The following is an 18,459-nucleotide window of genomic DNA, read 5'->3' on the forward strand; positions in this document are numbered from 1 at the left end:
AAGCCAGTCTTGTGGCACCCGTCAGATCAGTTGATCACCCGCAATGCGTTCAATCGTCTTTCATGATGGGGAAGGGCTACGGCTGGCCGCATTTGCCGCATCACAGAGGCCTGTTCGTGCGCATCGTCGATCAGCCGGTCGAGCAGCATTTGGCCGAAGTCCCATTCGCCAAGATTGGAATCGGCGTTGATATGGCCGCATAAGCCTGCATCGACGAAGGTGCTGCCCCAATTTTTCGCGATGCTGTGTGCCCGCTCGAAGAAAATATAGGGGTCGTTCCGGCTTGCCACGACGAAGGAGGGGAAAGGCAATTGCCCACGCGGCGTGGGGCCGAACCCGCCGATCGTTTCAGGCGTTTCCATCCTGTCGCAATCGGGCGGAGCGACTAGCAGCGCCCCGGTCACTGGCCAGCCATAAGCCTGGCTTTGTAACGCCCCCCACCAGGCCACGGCGAGGCAGCCCAGACTGTGTGCCGCCAGGATGATCGGCCCGTCCGTTTCCCGAATGGCGGCGTCGAGCCGCGTGACCCAGGCGTTACGGCCAGGGCTGGCCCAACTGCCCAGATCGACCCGCTGGCAATCGCCGCGTCTGCATTCCCAAAGGCTCTGCCAATGATCCGGTCCGCTATTGTTGAGGCCCGGTATGGTCAGCACGACCGGATTGCGTGCGTCACCCAGATGTCCAAATCGCTCCATGGCGTGATCCTCCTCCAGTTGCAGGACGAGAAGATAATTCTATTCTTTAAGTAGACAATAGCGAAGCGATCAAATGTGTCCGGATTTAGGCAGCCGGATTCATCGGCGGTTCAGCTTACGGTCTTCCTATATCGATGACCGTAAGAGGAGCCTCACCAAGGATAGATCAGTCCGTAATAGGAAAATACGGTGCGGCCGTAGGTCTCATCATAGTCGGGCTGCATGCCGGGCATATGGCGGGGCGCGTCGTTAAGCTGTTCCTTGGTAAGATCGACGAGATATCCCCCTTTTCCCGTGTCATATTCCAGCATCGACCACGGCAGCGGATAATGATCGTTGCCCAGGCCCAGGAAGCCGCCGAAGGAGAGGACGGCATAGCGCACCTGGCCGCTGCGCTTGTCCACCATGAGGTTGGAGATATGGCCCAGCCTGTCGCCGTCCCGGTTATAGACGGCCGTGCCTTCGACCTTGTCCGAAGCGATGAGATCGCTGGGTTGTTCTGTTGCCGGGTTGGTCATGATCACGCTCCTGCAGGGAATCGGTTATAAGAATGAAACCGAGCAGGATCGGCGGGGTTCCCCCCTATTGGCAGGAGGATCATATGAAGATCAATCGTAGCGGATCAGCGGTATGGAGCGGTGGCCTGAAGGATGGAAAGGGCGCGATTTCCACTCAGAGCGGCGCGCTGGACGCGCATCCCTACGGCTTTGGGACGCGGTTTGAGGGCGTGCCGGGGACGAACCCTGAAGAGCTGATCGCGGCAGCTCATGCATCCTGCTTCACCATGGCGCTTTCCCTGATATTGGGCGAAGCCGGGCTGACTGCCGAAAAGATGGAAACCAACGCCGTCGTCACGCTGGAACAGCAGGAGGGCGGCTTTGCCATCACGGCAAGCAAATTGACTCTGAAGGCTCGTATCCCCGGCGCGGATGATGCGCAGTTCCACGAACTGGCGGCAAAGGCCAAGGCAAATTGTCCCGTGTCAAAGCTGCTGAATGCTCAGATAAGTCTGGATGCCGAACTGTTGGGCTGAGCGGATCAGGCCAATGCGGAGCGGCGGGTGCGGACATGCTCCCGCCAGGCAATGTAGAGGCCACTGACGATGATGAATATGGCGCCGATCCAGGTTGTCGGTATCGGCCATTCGCCCCAGATCAGCGCGCCGAGCAAGGTGGACCAGATGATCATGCTGTAATCCATGGGCAGCACGACCGATATCGGCGCGCGGCTCAAGGCGCCGGTCATGCAAAGCTGGCCGATCCCGCCCGTCAGCCCGAGCGCGGCGAGCAGCGCCCAGGTAAGCGGGTCATGCGCTTTGCCGACGAACAGCATCGCCAGGCCGAGTGGCGGCAGTGAAAGTATGGTGAACCAGAAGACGATGACGCCTGGCTTTTCGGTCCGGCCAAGGTCGCGCAGGATCAGGCTGATGCACGCAGTCAGGACCGCCGCGGTGATGGCGACGGCAAGCCCGAGTGGGGGGAAATGGGCGCTATCGGGGCGGATCATGACGATGATGCCGACAAAGCCCAGCAGGATGGCGGCCCAGCGGTGCGGGCCTGTGCTTTCCCGCAGGATCAACGCCGACAGCAGCGTGGCGAAGATCGGCATGGTGAAGCCGATCGCGGTGGCTTCCGTCAGCGGCAAAAGCAGGTAGGAGCCGAAATTAAGGGCCATGCCGGTAAGGCCCAGCGCGGTCCGGCTGACATGCACGCCCAGCCTGTTGGTGCGCACGGAGACCAAGCCGTCCGTCATCGCGACCCAGGCAAGTATCAGCGGCAGCGCCAGTGCCTGACGATAGAAGAGAAGTTCGCCCAGGGCGACCCCGCGCGCGCTGATCACTTTACCCAATGCGAACATCGCCGCCAGGAAGATCATCGCCACTATGCGCAGGCGGATCCCCGACAGCGGGTGTTCGTCGCGGCTAGGCAGCGGAGGCGGTATTTCCTCCGGGGGGCTTGTAGGGGCGGGCGGTTGCACGGCGTTCGCTTTAATTGGCTGAAACGATGGCGCAACCGCTTAGCGTAGAAAGAGGGATCTCCCTGGTTGGCGGAACGGGGCGATCACCCGCAGCCAAGCCGGTCACATCAAAGGCATGCCTCCAGGAAGGGCTGATCGAAACCGAACTGCCGCGCCTTGTCCAGCGTATAGGGACGCAGGCCCATGGAGCGATATTCGCCGACAATCTTCCCGCTGTCATCCTCGTCATGATATTCGAACTTGAACAGTTCCTGCGTGACGATGACATCGCCCTCCATGCCGATCACCTCGGTCACATTGGTGACACGGCGGGAACCGTCGCGCAGGCGCTTCACCTGGACGATGAGGTCCACCGAGTCGGCGATCTGCTTTGAGATGGCTTCCTTCGGGATCTTGATGTCGCCCATCAGGATCATATTCTCCATACGACCCAAGCATTCGCGGGGCGAGTTGCTGTGAAGGGTGCACATGGAGCCGTCGTGGCCCGTGTTCATTGCGGCGAGCAGGTCGAAGCACTCCGCGCCGCGAATTTCGCCCAGGATGATGCGGTCAGGACGCATACGCAGGGCGTTCTTGACGAGATCGCCGATGGTGATCGCGCCCTGGCCCTCAAGGTTCGGGGGGCGCGTTTCCAGCGGCAGCCAGTGCGGCTGTTGCAGGCGCAGTTCGGCCGCGTCCTCGATGGTCAGCACGCGCTCGCCCGGGTCGATCATCTTCGACAGGGCGTTCAACATAGTCGTCTTGCCCGAGCCGGTGCCACCCGAAATGACGATATTCATGCGGCATGCGCCCGCGATCTTGAGCGCGGTGCACATCTTCTGGCTCATTGCACCCCACTGCGCGAGATTGTCGAGCGTGATCGGCTTGGCCGAGAACTTACGGATCGAGATGGCGGTGCCGCGCAGCGACAGCGGCGGCACGATCACGTTGACGCGGCTGCCGTCGGGCAGGCGGGCGTCGGCCAGCGGCGTGGTCTGATCGACGCGGCGGCCCACCTTGTTCACGATGCGCTGCGCGATCTGGAATAGATGCTCTTCATCGCGGAACTTGATCGGCGCGATCGTGAGCTTGCCCTTCTTTTCGATATAGGTCTGGTCGGGGCCGTTGACCATGATGTCGGTGACGTCGGGATCGGCCAGCAATTCCTCCAACGGGCCAAGGCCCAGAAGCTCGTCCACCAGCACCTTTTCCAGTGCGAACTGCTCGCGCCGGTTGAGCGTCAGTTTGAGTTCAGCCAGCACCTCCATGATGATTGGCCGGAATTCTTCGGCCAGTTCATCCTTGCTGAGCGTCGCGGCCGCTTCCGGATCGACCCGTTCGAGCAGGCGGGGAAGAACCTGTTCCTTGATCTTGTGGACCGATGCTTCAAAACCCTGGGGCCCCGCGTCGGGCACATGTTCGGCATTGGCACGGTCGGAAAGGCGCTGTAACGCGTCGGCGTTGCGCTGCATCTGGCTGGTCGGTGCGGATAGCGGATCTACCGCCGTTTCAGCAGGCAGCGGAGCCATGTCCAGCGGCGGAAACTGATCCCCGCCCCGCACTTCTTCGCGAGGCAATCCGCCCTGCATCGGGCGGGCCACGCCGAATCCCGGCTTGATGCCGGCAGGTCCATTTTTCCGTCCAAACGCGCTCATAATTCTCCGCCGGTATGTTCCAATCGGCCCAGCCAATCACAAAGGGGCCGATCAAATATGGCTGGGAATGGTGAATAGGCCGGAAACTTTGACAAATGGCTAATGGCGGGGAGCCACGCGTGGGGCAGGCGCGGTAACGAAGCGCGGATCGGCGCGGAACCATCCACCGACGGTACGGCCGCCCACTAGCAGTTTTTCGCCTTGCGGCGTAAGGAAGATGCGCCCATCGGTCACGCGGATATTGCCCGAGAGGCTTTGTTCGGCGATCCGCCGGTCGATCTGCCGCATGTCGCCCAGATATTCGCGAATGAACAACTCTTCCAGACCCCGTCCATCGAGCCGGCCGTCATGCTGCTCGATCCGGGCAAGCAGGAACATCGTGATCGAACGGTCGAATGTGACCGGCAAGGAGATGAGAAACGCGATGTTGAAGGCGAGCGAGAGTCCGACCGCGCCGATCAGCGTGGGCAGATCCAGCCGGACCAATCGCCGGACCATCAGTCCGCCAAGGATCATCAGCATCGCCGCTAGCAGCGCGATCGCGATGCCTCGATAAAAGAGAATGGATAGTCCGGCCAGAAAAGGACTGCGGATCGGGGCGAGATAGAGCAGGAAGCCAGAGGCCAAGACGGCCAAATAGGTCAGCGCCAACGCCGCCAGAGTGAGGCTGTGGTGCAGCTGCCCGGCAAGATCGATGTCGATATAGCTCCAGGCGCAGATGATCCACCACAGAAGTGCGAGCCACAGGAAGATGGGGGGAAAGCCGCGTCTATCGCCGTTTAGCCAAGATATGCCGTAAACTGCGAGTATGCCGTTGAGCCACAGCATTCCCGGCATGCGGAAAGCCCTGATCGCTAACACATCCAGCACCGGCAGCACCGCCATTCCCAGGATAATGGCCCAAGCGATTCGCTCCCAATAGCTTGCCGCTCAGGGCCAATGGGGCGCACAGGTCTCCTAATCGACCGAGGTTAACGCTTGGCTAACCATCACAAAGGCCGCGCTCCCGGGGAGGAGGCGGCCTTGATGGTATCGGCTAGGTCGTGGTGTTGCAGATGGATCTCAGCCAGCATGCTCAGCGAGGACGGTCAGGCCCTTTTCGTTGACCTCCGCAAAGCCGCCCTGAACGGGGATGACTTCGGGGGCCGAAGTGGCGCTGGCGAAGATCTGGATCGCGCCGTCGCGGACGGTCGACATGAAGGGCGCGTGGCCTTCCAGCACGCCGAAGTCGCCATCGGTGCCGGGAACGACGACCTGATAGACCTCTTCCGAGCGGACGAGCTTTTCCGGGGTCACGAGTTCGAAATGCAGTGCCATTCTTTATGTCCTATGCACCCTCCCCGCTTGGGGAGGGGTGTCATGAGTTCGCTTACGCCGCTTCGGCAGCCAGCTTCTTCGCCTTTTCGATGGCTTCGTCGATGCCGCCGACCATGTAGAAGGCGTTTTCGGGCAGATGGTCATATTCGCCTTCGACCACGGCCTTGAACGACTTTACCGTGTCTTCGATCTGGACGAACTTGCCCGAGATGCCGGTGAAGACTTCGGCGACGTGGAAGGGCTGCGACAGGAACTTCTGGAGCTTGCGTGCGCGGGCGACGGTCAGCTTGTCCTCTTCGGACAGCTCGTCCATGCCCAGGATCGCGATGATGTCCTGAAGCGACTTGTACTTTTGCAGGATCGACTGCACCGCGCGGGCGGTGTCATAATGTTCCTGACCCACGGTGCGCGGCTCAAGGACGCGGCTGGTCGAGTCCAGCGGATCGACCGCCGGATAGATGCCCAGTTCCGAAATGGCGCGGTTGAGAACGGTGGTGGCGTCCAAGTGAGCGAAGGACGTCGCGGGCGCCGGATCGGTCAAATCGTCCGCGGGGACGTACACGGCCTGCACCGAGGTGATCGAACCCTTGTTGGTCGAGGTGATGCGTTCCTGAAGGGCGCCCATGTCGGTCGCCAGCGTCGGCTGGTAACCCACGGCCGAAGGAATACGGCCCAGCAGCGCCGACACTTCCGCACCCGCCTGGGTGAAGCGGAAGATGTTGTCGACGAAGAACAGCACGTCCTGGCCTTCCTGGTCGCGGAAATATTCCGCGATGGTGAGGCCCGACAGGGCGACGCGAGCGCGTGCGCCCGGCGGCTCGTTCATCTGGCCGTAAACCAGAGCCACCTTGGAGCCTTCGCTGATCGCGTTGCCGTCGGCGTCCTTGGCGATAACGCCGGCGTCGAGGAATTCGTGATAAAGGTCGTTGCCCTCGCGGGTACGCTCACCGACGCCAGCGAACACCGAGGTGCCGCCATGGCCCTTCGCGATGTTGTTGATCAGTTCCTGGATGAGCACGGTCTTGCCGACGCCCGCACCGCCGAACAGGCCGATCTTGCCGCCCTTCGCATAGGGAGCGAGAAGGTCGATGACCTTGATGCCGGTGACCAGGATCGAGCTTTCGGTCGACTGATCGACGAAATCCGGGGCTTTGGCGTGGATCGGCGCGGTCATTGCCGCATTCACCGGGCCGCGTTCATCGATCGGCTCGCCGACGACGTTCAGGATGCGGCCGAGGGTGGCAGGGCCAACGGGAACGCGGATCTGCGAACCGGTGTCGGTCACTTCCTGACCGCGGGTCAGGCCGTCGGTCGAGTCCATCGCGATGGTGCGGACGGTGTTTTCACCCAGATGCTGGGCGACTTCCAGCACCAGGCGCTGGCCGTTGTTGCTGGTTTCCAGCGCCGAGAGAATAGCGGGGAGCGCATCGGGGAAGGTCACGTCGACGACAGCGCCGATGACCTGCGAGATGCGGCCTACATTGTTGGTGGTTGCCATGACTGCTTCCTTGCGTGCGTGATCTTAAAGGGCTTCGGCGCCCGAGATAATTTCGACCAGTTCGGTGGTGATCGCGGCCTGACGGCTGCGGTTGTACTGAATGGTCAGCTTGTTGATGAGGTCGCCGGCGTTGCGGGTCGCATTGTCCATGGCGGTCATCGATGCGCCCTGTTCGGACGCGTTGTTTTCCAGCAGCGCCTTGAAGATCTGCACCGTGATGTTGCGCGGCAGCAGGTCGTCGAGGATTGCTTCCTCGCTCGGTTCATATTCGACCGTCGCAGCGATAGCGTTGCGGTCAGCATCTTCCGGGATCTTGACCGGAATGATCTGCTGTTCGGTCGGGATCTGGGCCAGGGCCGATTTGAAGCGCGAGAAGAAGAGGTGCGCGACATCGAACTTGCCGTTCAGATACATGTCAGTCAGCTCATGCGCGATCGCTTCGGCCTGGGAGTAGCCCGGTTCCTTGAGGCCGGTGGTGTCATATTGCGCCACGATCATGCCGGGGAAGGTGCGGTTGATGACCGGACGGCCCTTGCGGCCGATCAGGTAGAAGCGGACGGTCTTGCCCTGCTGGATCAGCTCGTCGGCCTTGGCGCGGGCGGCCTTGACGATGTTGGCGTTGAACGCGCCGGCAAGGCCACGGTCAGAGTTGGCGACGACCAGCAGATGGACGTCGTCCTTGCCAGTTCCGGCCAGCAGCGGAGACGCGCCTTCGCCCGAACCGCCTGCGATTTTCGACGCGAGGCTGGCGACGACTGCTTCCAGGCGGCTGGAATAGGGGCGCGCGGCTTCGGCGGCCGCCTGCGCCTTGCGCAGCTTCGCCGCGGCGACCATCTGCTTCGCCTTGGTGATCTTCTGGGTCGATTTGACCGACCCGATCCGGATCTTCAGTTCCTTGAGGCTTGCCATGACGAACCTTCTGTTCGTCATCCTGACGAAGGTCAGGATCTCGTGCCGCCAGGTTGAACCTTGGGGCTTGAGATCCCAGCCTTCGCTGGGATGACGGATTAGTTATTACGCAAACGTCTTGCCGAAGCTGTCGAGCGCGGCCTTCAGCTTCGCCTTGGCGTCGTCGCCCAGATCCTTGCTGTCGCGGATGGCGGCCAGCACATCGGCATGGTCGTGGCGCAGATAGGCGAGCATCAGCTCTTCATAACGCGTCACATCCTTGACCGGGATGGTGTCGAGATAGCCGTTGGTGCCAGCGAAGATCGACGCGGTCTGCTCTTCAAACGGCAGCGGCGAGAACTGGGCCTGCTTGAGCAGCTCGGTCAGGCGCGCGCCACGGTTCAGCAGCTTCTGGGTTGAAGCGTCGAGGTCCGAACCGAACTGGGCGAAGGCCGCCATTTCGCGATACTGGGCCAGCTCCAGCTTGATCGAGCCGGAAACCTTCTTCATCGCCTTGGTCTGCGCGGCGGAACCGACGCGCGACACCGACAGGCCGACGTTAATGGCCGGACGGATGCCCTGGTAGAAGAGGTTGGTTTCGAGGAAGATCTGGCCGTCGGTGATCGAGATCACGTTGGTCGGGATATAGGCCGACACGTCGCCCGCCTGGGTTTCGATGATCGGGAGCGCGGTCAGCGAACCCGAACCATTGTCGCTGTTCATCTTGGCCGCGCGCTCCAGCAGGCGGCTGTGCAGATAGAAAACGTCACCGGGATAGGCTTCGCGGCCCGGAGGACGACGCAGCAGCAGCGACATCTGGCGATAGGCGACGGCCTGCTTGGACAGATCGTCATAGACGATGACGGCATGCATGCCGTTGTCGCGGAAATATTCGCCCATGGTCACGCCGGTATAGGGTGCGAGATACTGGAGCGGGGCTGGCTCCGAAGCGGTCGCGGCGACGACGATCGAATATTCCATCGCGCCATTTTCTTCGAGCTGCTTGACGATCTGCGCCACGGTCGAGCGCTTCTGGCCGATCGCGACGTAGATGCAATAGAGCTTCTTGCTCTCGTCATCGCCCGCATTCGCGGTCTTCTGGTTGATGAAGGTGTCGATCGCGACGGCGGTCTTGCCGGTCTGGCGATCGCCGATGATCAGTTCGCGCTGGCCACGGCCGACGGGAACGAGCGTGTCGATCGCCTTGAGGCCTGTCTGCACGGGCTCATGGACCGAGGTGCGCGGGATGATGCCGGGTGCCTTGCGCTCGACGCGCATACGCTGGTCGGACACGATCGGGCCCTTACCATCGATCGGGTTGCCGAGGCCGTCCACGACGCGACCCAGCAGGCCCTTGCCGACAGGAACATCGACGATGGTGCCGGTGCGCTTGACGGTGTCGCCTTCCTTGATCTCGGCGTCCGAGCCGAAGATCACGACGCCGACATTGTCGGCCTCCAGATTAAGCGCCATGCCCTGCACGCCATTGGCGAACTCGACCATTTCGCCCGCCTGGACGTTGTCGAGGCCATGGACGCGGGCGATGCCGTCACCCACGGTCAGCACGGAACCGACTTCGCTCACCTGCGCTTCGGTGCCGAAATTGGCGATCTGGTCCTTGATGACCTTCGAAATTTCTGCGGCGTTGATATCCATGTTCAGCCTTTCATCGCCTGGGCGAGACTATTCAAACGGGTGCGGATGGAGGAATCGATCATCTGGCTGCCGATCTTCACGACCAGCCCGCCGAGGATCGCGGGATCAACCTTTGCATCGAGCGCGACGTCGCGGCCGACACGGGCGCGCAGGCTCTGCTGCAGGGCGGAAAGCTGGCTGGCGTCGAGCGGATGCGCGCTCGTCACATCGGCCCGAACTTCGCCCTTGTGATTCGACAGGAGCGTTTCATAGGCGCGGATGATCGCGGGCAATTGGGTCAGGCGGCGATTTTCCGCGAGGACGCCGAGAAATTTCGTCGTCAGCGGATCGATGCCCATGGAGGATGCGACGGCGGCGATCGTTTTCCCGGCAGCGTCGCGGCTGAGCACGGGATTGTTGATGAGCCCCTTGAAATCAGCCGATTCGGCAATAGCCGCCTTGATCGCGCCGAGGCTGGTCGCCACGGTGTCCAGGGCGTTGCCGTCGCGAGCCAGATCGAACAGCGCAACCGCGTAGCGTCCGCTGAGGCTGGCCTGTATGCCGCCGGTAGTCTCCACGCGCTTACCGTCCTCCATTGAGTTCACTGGCACTTGATTTGCCGGTCATGCAAAAAGAGGGGCGCGGTCTTATCCGTCCCGTTCCCCTGTTGCCGGGCCGGTTAGCAGCGGGATTATGACTATGCAAGCCATGGAACGCGATTCCGTCACAAGGATGAAATCAAGGTCGTCCGCCGGATCATTCCGCCGGGAGAATCCGGTCAGTTGGTCGGATCGGGTGGAGCAAGGCGGCCCTTGCGGCAGCGATAGACCAATCGCTCATTGGGCTGTGCGGGCAACAGAGCGGCAAGATTGGAGCGCAGCGCGGCGATATCGGCCAGAAGGTCAGAATCGGTTCCGCATGCCTTGGTCGGAACGTCGCTGAGCAGCGCGCGCGCTTTATCCATTGTATCGCTATCAGGCAGCCAGCGTTCTACGCGGAGCATGCCCCCTGCGGGATCGAAGCGGCTGATCGTGATGAAATTGCCGGAATCCGGGACTGTGGCGCGTTCCCAGTCGTTGCCCGAACTGACATATTGGCTGTTGCCATTGGCGCATCCGGTGGCCGTCCAGTTAAAGGGAATGTCGTTCGCTTCCGAAATCGTCAGGCGGCTGCGGTTGAGATCGACCCGGCAGACATTCTCGCCTTCCCAGGCATAGGCGCTGTTGCCAGCGACCCGGTTGTCCTCTGGCAGTTTTACGCGCTCATCGATGCTCGAAAAGCTGGGTTTCAGGAAGAACAGCGCGAAAGCGCCAAGCAGCAGCACGCCGCCGCCCGCCAGCAACCAGGTCGCGCGGCGTTCGCGGCCCTGGCTGTAGGAAAGCCCGCCGGCGCCCAGGCCCAGCACCGCGATCGCCAGCAACACGGCGGCGCCCGCCATTGCATTCTCGCGGCTGGAGATGACATCTTGCTCCGCGCTGTCACGGGCTTTTTGAAGCGCTGCTTCGCGTGCGTCCGTCCTGGCGCGTTCCGATTGCTCGATCTGCTGCGTTTCTCGCTGGGTCAGCGCGGCTTCGGCGGCGTCCGCTTCGGCCATGGACCGACACTGTACAACCGTGCGGAGCGAGGAAACGCCCGCCTGGCGGAGGAATGAGGCCACTTCCCGCCAGGACACCGCGAATCCGAACTCTGCGTCATTGCCGTCCGACACCGAGCCGAAGCTGTTGACGCCCAGCACCCGGCCACAGTCATCGACCAGCGGGCCGCCGCTGTTCCCGGCGGCAAGCGGCGCGGTATGGAGAATCGTGTCGAAGCTCTGGCTGGAGCGTCCCGACGAGATATTGCCGCTCGTCTTCACGGTGCTGAGCGGTTCAACCATCTGCTTGAGGCCCAGGCCCTGCGCCCGATCTACAGTGCCGGGATAGCCTATGGCCGTCACATGCTGCCCATCGCTGAGCGCACCGGCGTAAAAGGTGCTGACGGGAAGGCTGCCTTCCTCCAGTTGGATCAGCGCAAGATCGTTGCCCGGCGAATAGGCGATGACCCGGCCTCCATAGCTTTTGCGACCTTCAGAGGGGATGACTCCGATGACCAGGTTTTTTTCCTCGCGCGTCAGTTCGACGACATGGGCGTTGGTGATCACCTTGTCCGGTGCGACGGCAAAGCCGCTGCCATGGCCGACAAAATAGGCTTCGTTGCCATCCGTCGCGACGATGGCGATGCGGACAACGCCACGCGCGGCAGCGGCGATATCCTGCTGTTCCGCCGAAGCCGCAGCGGGCAGGGCGAGGGCGAGCAGAAGGCAGAGGTGGCGGAAAAGTGCGGCCATGATCCGGCGCATTCATATGCGAAGCCCGGACTTAGGCAATGGAGAAATGCTTTGAGCGCAAGCGGTGGGAAGGCTGGTCACCGCCGCCCTGCTATTCCATAAGCATGAACCAGATGATCGACATTTCCTTCCCGATGCAGGAATTATTGGACGCCCAGGCTTGCTGGGACGCCTTTCTACGACGCGATCGGAGCCTGGATGGGCGGTTTGTCGGTGCGGTGCTGACCACCGGCATTTATTGCAAGCCAAGCTGCGCTGCGCGGCATCCCCGGCGGGAAAATATGATCTTCCTGCCCGACCCGGCGGCGGCGCGTGAGGCGGGCTTTCGCGCATGCCTGCGCTGCCGGCCCGATGAGGTGGGGCGCGATCGCCTGGCGGTGGAGGCGGCGCAAGCCTTTATCGGCGCGGCTGAAACTCCGCCTTCGCTGGAGGAAATCGCCGCCCATGCGGGCTATGCGCCGCATCATTTCCACCGGGTGTTCAAGCGGGAAACGGGGCTGACCCCCGCCGCCTATGCCCGTTCGTTGCGCGCGGAGCGGCTGAAGGCGGCGCTGGCGGCGGGTGAGAGCGTCACCAGCGCGATCTATGAGGCAGGATATAATGCGCCCAGCCGTGCCTATGCCGATGCGCAGCGGCATTTGGGCATGACGCCGAGCGCTTGGAAAGATGGCGGGCGGGGTGTCACGATCCGCCATGTGGTGATGGAATCGACCCTTGGCCCTGTGCTGGTCGCCGCCACGGCCAAGGGACTGTGCCGGATCAGTTTTGATGAGGACGAGGCAGAGCTGCGGCGGCGCTTTCCCAAGGCGGAGCTGTTGCCTGCGGATGCGGCATTGGAAGGGCTGGCGGCGGAGGTGGTTCGCTTGATCGAGGAGCCTGCGCGGCCGCTGGACTTGCCGCTGGATGTGAACGGCACGGCGTTCCAGCAGGCGGTGTGGGCAGCGTTACGCGCCATACCGCCGGGCGAGACGCGCAGCTATGGCGAGATCGCGGCGGCGGTCGGCAGGCCAAGCGCGGTGCGAGCGGCGGGCACGGCCTGCGGGGACAATGGGCTGGCGGTGCTGATCCCCTGCCACCGGGTGCTGCGGCGGGATGGAAGCCTGGGCGGCTATGCTTATGGGTTGGAGCGGAAGAAGGCGCTGCTGGCGCGGGAGAAGCGGCGCTGAGGATCTAGGAAGAGGCTTTGAGCCGTTCCATGATCGCGCGGCGTTCCGCCTTGCTCATGCCGCGCCAGCGTCGGATTTCGTCGGTGGTGCGGCCGCAGCCAGTGCAGATGCGGCCTGCCTTGTCCAGCTTGCAGATGTTGACGCAGGGGCTTTCCATGGACGTTCAGGCCATCACATGAAGCTGTAAGGATCGACATCCACCGCGACGCGGGTGGCTGATTTCCAGCTGAGCTTGCGCAGCCATTCCCGGATCGCGGCCTGCACGTCCGTCGCCCTTGTGGCGTGGATCAGCAGGCGATGGCGATGGCGGCCGCGCAGGACGGAAAGCGGCGCGGGCGCGGGGCCATAGACGCGCATGCCGTCGATTTGCGGCGCGGACTTGCCGATCATGCGCGCCACTTGAGCGGCTTCGTCGGCATCTTCGCTGGATATGATGATCGCCGCGAATCGGCCGAACGGCGGGGCGTTGGCGCGGCGGCGGTTTTCGGTTTCGACTTCGTAGAAGCGTTCCGAATCGCCCGCCATCAACGCCTGGATGACTTCGGCTTCGGGCATGCGGGTCTGGATAAACACCCGCCCCGGCTTTTCGCCCCGTCCCGCGCGGCCAGCCACCTGAACGATCTGCTGGAACGTGCGTTCGGACGCGCGCAGGTCGCCTCCTTCCAGACCGAGGTCCGCGTCTATGACCCCGACCAATGTCAGATTGGGAAAATGATAGCCCTTGGTGACGAGCTGGGTGCCGACGATGATGTCGACCGCCCCGGCCTCCACCGACTTCACGAATTCAGCGACCTTGGCCGGGGACCAGAGCGTGTCGGAGGTGACGATGGCGATGCGCGCCTGCGGCCAGAGTGCCTTCACCTCGTCCGCAATGCGTTCGACGCCGGGACCGCAGGCGACCAGGCTGTCCTCCTCCTTGCAGTCCGGGCAGAAGCGGGGGGACGGGATCACATGGCCGCAATGATGGCAGGCGAGGCGCTTCGTCAGGCGATGTTCGACCATCCAGGCAGTGCAGTTGGGGCACTGGAAGCGATAGCCGCAATGGCGGCAGAGGGTGAGCGGCGCATAGCCGCGGCGATTGAGGAAGAGGAGGATTTGCTCGCCCTTTTCCATCGTCTCATCAATAGCTTTTACGAGCGGTGGGGCGATCCAGCGCCCGCGCTCCGGCGGATCGGTGAGCAGGTTGACGCTCTCGATTCCCGGCATTTCCGCGCCGCCGAAACGGGAGGGGAGCTTGATTTCCTGATAGCGGCCCAGTTCGACCTGATGCCTCGTCTCTATGGCGGGGGTCGCGGACGCCAGTATGACCGGGAATTTTTCGATCAGCCCGCGCATCACCGCGACGTCGCGGGCGTGATAGTGGACGCCATCCTCCTGCTTGAAGCTGGCCTCATGCGCTTCATCGACCACGATCAGGCCGAGATTGGGATAGGGGAGGAAAAGGGCTGAGCGTGCGCCCACCACGACCGATGCCTCGCCCGATGCAATGGCGCGCCAGGCGCGGCGGCGCTCCGACTGGCGCAGCCCGCTGTGCCAGCTGATGGGCGCTGTGCCGAACCGCTTTTCGAACCTTTCGAGGAAAGGCTCCGTCAGGGCTATTTCGGGTAGAAGGACGAGGGTCTGCCGCCCCTGCTCGATCGCGGCGGCGATGGCTTCGAAATAGACTTCCGTCTTGCCCGATCCGGTGACGCCGTCGAGCAGGAAAGGCGCGAAGTCGCGTGCCTGCACCGCCTGCACGAATTGCGCGGCGGCGGCCGCCTGCTTGTCGGAAAGGACGGGCGGGGCGTGATGCGGATCGGGGACGGGATAGGGCGTGTCGATGCTGACTTCGACGGCTTCGAACGCGCCTGCTTTCACGAGGCCGCGGATCACCGCGTCGCTCACCCCACCGATCAGGGCGAGTTCGCGGATCAGTCCCTGCCGGTCGCCGATGCGTTCCATGGCCTGTTCGCGCTGATCGGTCATGCGGCCGGTAAGGTCACCGGTCGCGCGATATTCGATGACGGTGCGCGCGCCTTCGAGCGCGCTCATCGAGGCGAGGGTCATGCGCAGAACGGCGGCGATCGGCGCGAGATAATAGTCCGCCGTCCATTCGATCAAGCGGCGGACCGTTTCCGGGACCGGCGGCGCATCGACAAGGCCCACGATGTTGCGCAGGCGGTTGTCGCCGACCGTCTCGACGTCCGGGAAGGCGTCTTCCTCCCACACGACGCCGATGATCTGGCGCGGTCCGAGCGGCGCGACGACGATGCTGCCGGGAGTGACGCTCATCCCGTGCGGCACGCGATAGTCGAGCGGGCCGAGGGCGGCGTTCAGCAGGATGACACGGGCGCGCGAACTCATCTGCCCCTCCCTATCGCCTGAAGGGCGAAGGGCAAGGCGGATGACCTAGATTTTCCAGTTGAGGGTCAGCCAGGGCACATGGACCACCGCGTCCGGCCGATTGTCGCGAAAGCTCTGCTGACGCATGTAAAGCAGCTGTATGTCCAGCGCCTTGCTGACAGCGTGGCGCAGGCCCGCCTGCTGGCGCATGACGGCCGGGCCAGTCTTGTCGCTAGGCTTGGCGCGATTGAGGTGGAAGAATAGCTCGGTTGCCGCGACCAGCGTCCAGCGTTTGGCCGTGTCGAGCGGAACAGAAGCTTGAACCCGCTGCCGTAGTCGCCAGCTTGCCTCGTCTGTCGTGTCGAAAAAGCGTTGTTCCAGCCGGGTGCGGCTCTGCCAGATGCCGTGGGTGACTGTCAGCTGCTGAAAAGTGCGCAACTCTTGTTCCGGCCTGGAATGGAAATAAGCGATGCCGCCGCCAATCTGGACATTCTTTGCTACAGCATGATCCAGCGTGATCCGGGCCAGTTGCTGCTCGCCGCCAGACGCGTCCCGGCGAAAGCGGTGGCCGACGTCCACCACAACCACATCGTCGGGGCTGGCCTTCACCGTCGCGGCGGCCCCGAGCCATAGCTGCGCTTCATCGTCAGTGGCGTGGGCGGCGGGGCTGGTGGCCAGCGAGAGAAAGGCAAGAAGCGCAAGGGCGTGGTGGGCAGCGGGAGGTGCGGGCATACATAGGGTCCCCAGGAAAGGTGCGCGGTCATAATGTTACGGAGATGTTTCCGTAAAGCCCGCAGCTGGCAATAATGGCTAAAGCCGGGATCAGCCGCTAAAGGGGAGGCGATTCGCACATCCCGCCCCGGAGCATTCCCATGAAATTCTTCGTCGACACCGCCGACACCAACGAAATCCGCGACCTTGCAGCCACGGGCCTGCTCGACGGCGTCACGACCAATCCGTCGCTGATCCACAAGTCGGGCCGCAAGTTCGTCGAGGTGGTCGAGGAAATCTGCGGCATCGTCGATGGCCCCGTATCGGCGGAAGTCGTCGCGCTCGACCATGAGACGATGATGAAGGAAGCCGCCGTGCTGCGGAAGATCGCGGACAATGTCTGCATCAAGGTGCCGCTGACCATCGACGGGCTCAAGACCTGCAAGGCGCTGACCAGCGAAGGCGTGATGGTGAACGTCACCCTCTGTTTCTCCGCCAATCAGGCGCTGCTGGCGGCGAAGGCCGGGGCGAGCTTCATATCGCCCTTCGTCGGGCGGCATGACGATAATGGCTTCGACGGCATGAAGCTGATCGAGGACATCCGCCTGATCTACGACAATTATGCGTTCGATACCGAAATTCTGGTGGCGAGCGTGCGGCACCCGATCCATGTGCTGGAAAGCGCGAAGATCGGCGCAGATGTGATGACCGCGCCGCCTTCGGTCATCAAGGCGCTGTTCAACCATGTGCTGACCGAAAAGGGTATTGCGGGCTTCCTGGCTGATTGGGAAAAGACCGGCCAGTCGGTTCTTTGAGGCGGTAGCATATCGTCGTTTGCCATGAGCCTGCCGAAGGATTTCGACAGGCTCAGCCCGAACGGGGAAGAGTCTGCTCTCTTTTTTCCTGTGGCAACCTCTGACCGCGCGCATCATTCTCTTCTGTAAAGGAGAGAGGCGATGTTCGTCGCGGTCTATTGGTGGCGGGTGCATCCTGGGAAGGAAGATCAGTTCCGCGCGGCGTGGCGGCGCGGGACCGACCTGATCCGCGAGAAATATGGGAGCTACGGTTCTCGCCTGCACCGTGACGCGGATGGGCGTTTCGTGGGCTATGCGGAATGGCCGGACGAGGAGACATGGCGCGCCGCGTTCGATCAGAAGATGGTCTATGACGAGCCGGAGACGCGGGCGGCCTTTGTCGATGCGATTGCCGAAGTGCCTGCCGATGCTGACCCGATTTTCACGATGACAGTGACCGACGACCTGCTGCTGCGGGCGCGGCTCTTCGATAGTCCGCTTGATGGCGAATAAGAACGGGCTGGACTGGGGTTGGGGCTTCCTGGCCTTTGCGATACTGATCGCCGGGCTGGTGATGCTGCTGATGGGCTGGCGCCTCTAACGGCAGCGGATGGCGACCCCGGCAGGATTCGAACCTGCGACCATTCGCTTAGAAGGCGAATGCTCTATCCAGCTGAGCTACGGGGCCGTACGGGCGCTTCGATAGCCGGGCTTGCGCTCCCGTGCAACGGCAGGGCATTGCATTTGCACCGGGGGCGGATATGCAGGGTGCCATGGCCGATATGGGGGTTCGGAAAATCGACGCGCAGGCGCTTTCGCAGCGGCCCATGCGCTATTTCGATTTCTTCATCGCAGCATTTGTAGCGATCCTGCTGCTGTCGAACCTGATCGGCGCGGCGAAGCTTTCAACGCTTTTTGGCTTCACCTTTGGCGCTGGCATTCTCTTTTTCCCGCTGGGCTATGTGCTTGGCGACGTACTGACCGAAGTCTATGGCTATGCGCGCGCGCGGCGCTGCGTTTGGGCCGGGTTCGGGGCCATGCTGTTCATGGCGCTAATGAGCTGGGTGGTGGTGAAGCTGCCCCCGGCGGAGGGTTGGCCGGATCAGAAGGCCTATGAGGCGGTGTTCGGCAGCACCTGGCGCATCGTGTTCGCCTCGCTCACGGCTTTCTGGGCAGGGGAGTTCGCCAACAGCTTCGTGCTGGCGAAGATGAAGCTGCTGACCCAAGGCAAGCATCTTTGGATGCGGACGATCGGATCGACGATCGTGGGGCAGGGAGTGGACAGCCTGCTTTTCTACCCGCTCGCTTTCCTTGGCGTCTGGACCACGCAACAGGTGCTGACGGTGATGGTCACGAACTGGATGCTGAAAGTGCTGTGGGAAGCGGTACTGACGCCCGTGACCTATCTGGTGGTCAACGGCCTGAAACGCGCCGAGGGGCTGGACGTGTATGACGAGCATACGAATTTCACGCCGTTCCGCACGCAGCTCTGACCG

Annotated in this window: 19 protein-coding genes and 1 tRNA gene; 5 read left to right on the forward strand and 15 right to left on the reverse strand. The window is 62.7% G+C overall.

The window, feature by feature from the left end:
* Positions 1–26: 26 nt before the first annotated feature.
* Positions 27–695 (reverse strand): RBBP9/YdeN family alpha/beta hydrolase, encoded by a 669-nt coding sequence (locus tag K663_RS04470; RefSeq protein ID WP_062114591.1) that lies wholly within the window; start codon positions 693–695, stop codon positions 27–29.
* A gap of 152 nt (positions 696–847) precedes the next feature.
* Positions 848–1,213: a PRC-barrel domain-containing protein gene (locus K663_RS04475; RefSeq protein WP_062114595.1), complete on the reverse strand. Its 366-nt coding sequence runs from the start codon at positions 1,211–1,213 to the stop codon at positions 848–850.
* Between the two features lie 83 nt (positions 1,214–1,296).
* On the opposite strand from K663_RS04475, the gene K663_RS04480 reads away from it, so the two are divergent.
* On the forward strand, positions 1,297–1,728 hold the full coding sequence (locus K663_RS04480; protein ID WP_062120326.1) for an OsmC family protein: 432 nt from the start codon (positions 1,297–1,299) through the stop codon (positions 1,726–1,728).
* A 5-nt stretch (positions 1,729–1,733) separates the two neighbouring features.
* Here K663_RS04480 and K663_RS04485 read toward each other — a convergent pair whose 3' ends face one another.
* From K663_RS04485 to K663_RS04525, 9 genes are all read right to left on the reverse strand, one after another.
* Positions 1,734–2,570, reverse strand: a complete 837-nt coding sequence (locus K663_RS04485; protein ID WP_235589557.1) for a DMT family transporter — start codon at positions 2,568–2,570, stop codon at positions 1,734–1,736.
* A 209-nt stretch (positions 2,571–2,779) separates the two neighbouring features.
* Positions 2,780–4,306, reverse strand: coding sequence for a CpaF family protein (locus tag K663_RS04490; RefSeq protein WP_062114598.1), 1,527 nt, complete (start codon positions 4,304–4,306; stop codon positions 2,780–2,782).
* A gap of 99 nt (positions 4,307–4,405) precedes the next feature.
* Positions 4,406–5,176, reverse strand: a complete 771-nt coding sequence (locus K663_RS04495; protein ID WP_235589519.1) for a hypothetical protein — start codon at positions 5,174–5,176, stop codon at positions 4,406–4,408.
* A gap of 192 nt (positions 5,177–5,368) precedes the next feature.
* Entirely contained in the window at positions 5,369–5,623 is a 255-nt protein-coding gene (locus K663_RS04500; RefSeq protein ID WP_062114601.1) for an ATP synthase F1 subunit epsilon, read from the reverse strand.
* A 52-nt stretch (positions 5,624–5,675) separates the two neighbouring features.
* On the reverse strand, positions 5,676–7,121 hold the full coding sequence (atpD, locus tag K663_RS04505; protein ID WP_062114604.1) for a F0F1 ATP synthase subunit beta: 1,446 nt from the start codon (positions 7,119–7,121) through the stop codon (positions 5,676–5,678).
* 24 nt (positions 7,122–7,145) lie between these two features.
* A complete protein-coding gene (locus K663_RS04510) occupies positions 7,146–8,030 on the reverse strand; it encodes a F0F1 ATP synthase subunit gamma (RefSeq protein ID WP_062114607.1) in 885 nt (294 codons plus the stop codon).
* Between the two features lie 105 nt (positions 8,031–8,135).
* Positions 8,136–9,665 (reverse strand): F0F1 ATP synthase subunit alpha, encoded by a 1,530-nt coding sequence (gene atpA, locus K663_RS04515; protein WP_062114610.1) that lies wholly within the window; start codon positions 9,663–9,665, stop codon positions 8,136–8,138.
* A 2-nt stretch (positions 9,666–9,667) separates the two neighbouring features.
* Positions 9,668–10,222, reverse strand: a complete 555-nt coding sequence (locus K663_RS04520) for a F0F1 ATP synthase subunit delta (RefSeq protein WP_062120336.1) — start codon at positions 10,220–10,222, stop codon at positions 9,668–9,670.
* Positions 10,223–10,422: 200 nt separating this feature from the next.
* Entirely contained in the window at positions 10,423–11,970 is a 1,548-nt protein-coding gene (locus K663_RS04525) for a S1C family serine protease (protein WP_062120339.1), read from the reverse strand.
* 104 nt (positions 11,971–12,074) lie between these two features.
* On the opposite strand from K663_RS04525, the gene ada reads away from it, so the two are divergent.
* Positions 12,075–13,136, forward strand: coding sequence for a bifunctional DNA-binding transcriptional regulator/O6-methylguanine-DNA methyltransferase Ada (gene ada, locus K663_RS04530; protein ID WP_062120343.1), 1,062 nt, complete (start codon positions 12,075–12,077; stop codon positions 13,134–13,136).
* A gap of 4 nt (positions 13,137–13,140) precedes the next feature.
* Here ada and K663_RS04535 read toward each other — a convergent pair whose 3' ends face one another.
* From K663_RS04535 to K663_RS04545, 3 genes are read right to left on the reverse strand one after another with little or no spacing between them, the layout of a single operon-like run.
* On the reverse strand, positions 13,141–13,293 hold the full coding sequence (locus K663_RS04535) for a DUF1289 domain-containing protein (protein WP_062114613.1): 153 nt from the start codon (positions 13,291–13,293) through the stop codon (positions 13,141–13,143).
* 14 nt (positions 13,294–13,307) lie between these two features.
* On the reverse strand, positions 13,308–15,479 hold the full coding sequence (locus K663_RS04540; RefSeq protein ID WP_062114616.1) for a primosomal protein N': 2,172 nt from the start codon (positions 15,477–15,479) through the stop codon (positions 13,308–13,310).
* A 45-nt stretch (positions 15,480–15,524) separates the two neighbouring features.
* Positions 15,525–16,190, reverse strand: a complete 666-nt coding sequence (locus K663_RS04545) for a DUF2490 domain-containing protein (RefSeq protein ID WP_062114619.1) — start codon at positions 16,188–16,190, stop codon at positions 15,525–15,527.
* 140 nt (positions 16,191–16,330) lie between these two features.
* Between K663_RS04545 and fsa the strand changes: the two genes are divergently transcribed.
* Positions 16,331–16,984: a fructose-6-phosphate aldolase gene (gene fsa / locus K663_RS04550; RefSeq protein WP_037461593.1), complete on the forward strand. Its 654-nt coding sequence runs from the start codon at positions 16,331–16,333 to the stop codon at positions 16,982–16,984.
* A 141-nt stretch (positions 16,985–17,125) separates the two neighbouring features.
* Positions 17,126–17,476, forward strand: coding sequence for an antibiotic biosynthesis monooxygenase family protein (locus K663_RS04555; protein ID WP_062114622.1), 351 nt, complete (start codon positions 17,126–17,128; stop codon positions 17,474–17,476).
* Positions 17,477–17,574: 98 nt separating this feature from the next.
* On the opposite strand, the gene K663_RS04560 is transcribed toward K663_RS04555, so the two are convergent.
* Positions 17,575–17,651: transfer RNA gene (locus tag K663_RS04560), tRNA-Arg, on the reverse strand.
* Positions 17,652–17,736: 85 nt separating this feature from the next.
* Here K663_RS04560 and K663_RS04565 point away from each other — a divergent pair.
* Positions 17,737–18,456 (forward strand): queuosine precursor transporter, encoded by a 720-nt coding sequence (locus K663_RS04565; RefSeq protein WP_062120346.1) that lies wholly within the window; start codon positions 17,737–17,739, stop codon positions 18,454–18,456.
* The last annotated feature ends 3 nt before the right edge of the window (positions 18,457–18,459 follow it).

The organism is Sphingobium sp. MI1205, from assembly GCF_001563285.1.
Lineage (GTDB): Bacteria > Pseudomonadota > Alphaproteobacteria > Sphingomonadales > Sphingomonadaceae > Sphingobium.

Coding starts and splice junctions, on each gene's coding strand:
- K663_RS04470 (WP_062114591.1), bottom strand. CDS start 695: ATGGAGCGATTTGGACATCTGGGTGACGCACGCAATCCGGTCGTGCTG.
- K663_RS04475 (WP_062114595.1), bottom strand. CDS start 1,213: ATGACCAACCCGGCAACAGAACAACCCAGCGATCTCATCGCTTCGGAC.
- K663_RS04480 (WP_062120326.1), top strand. CDS start 1,297: ATGAAGATCAATCGTAGCGGATCAGCGGTATGGAGCGGTGGCCTGAAG.
- K663_RS04485 (WP_235589557.1), bottom strand. CDS start 2,570: ATGATCTTCCTGGCGGCGATGTTCGCATTGGGTAAAGTGATCAGCGCG.
- K663_RS04490 (WP_062114598.1), bottom strand. CDS start 4,306: ATGAGCGCGTTTGGACGGAAAAATGGACCTGCCGGCATCAAGCCGGGA.
- K663_RS04500 (WP_062114601.1), bottom strand. CDS start 5,623: ATGGCACTGCATTTCGAACTCGTGACCCCGGAAAAGCTCGTCCGCTCG.
- atpD (WP_062114604.1), bottom strand. CDS start 7,121: ATGGCAACCACCAACAATGTAGGCCGCATCTCGCAGGTCATCGGCGCT.
- K663_RS04510 (WP_062114607.1), bottom strand. CDS start 8,030: ATGGCAAGCCTCAAGGAACTGAAGATCCGGATCGGGTCGGTCAAATCG.
- atpA (WP_062114610.1), bottom strand. CDS start 9,665: ATGGATATCAACGCCGCAGAAATTTCGAAGGTCATCAAGGACCAGATC.
- K663_RS04525 (WP_062120339.1), bottom strand. CDS start 11,970: ATGGCCGCACTTTTCCGCCACCTCTGCCTTCTGCTCGCCCTCGCCCTG.
- ada (WP_062120343.1), top strand. CDS start 12,075: ATGAACCAGATGATCGACATTTCCTTCCCGATGCAGGAATTATTGGAC.
- K663_RS04535 (WP_062114613.1), bottom strand. CDS start 13,293: ATGGAAAGCCCCTGCGTCAACATCTGCAAGCTGGACAAGGCAGGCCGC.
- K663_RS04540 (WP_062114616.1), bottom strand. CDS start 15,479: ATGAGTTCGCGCGCCCGTGTCATCCTGCTGAACGCCGCCCTCGGCCCG.
- K663_RS04545 (WP_062114619.1), bottom strand. CDS start 16,190: ATGCCCGCACCTCCCGCTGCCCACCACGCCCTTGCGCTTCTTGCCTTT.
- fsa (WP_037461593.1), top strand. CDS start 16,331: ATGAAATTCTTCGTCGACACCGCCGACACCAACGAAATCCGCGACCTT.
- K663_RS04555 (WP_062114622.1), top strand. CDS start 17,126: ATGTTCGTCGCGGTCTATTGGTGGCGGGTGCATCCTGGGAAGGAAGAT.
- K663_RS04565 (WP_062120346.1), top strand. CDS start 17,737: ATGGCCGATATGGGGGTTCGGAAAATCGACGCGCAGGCGCTTTCGCAG.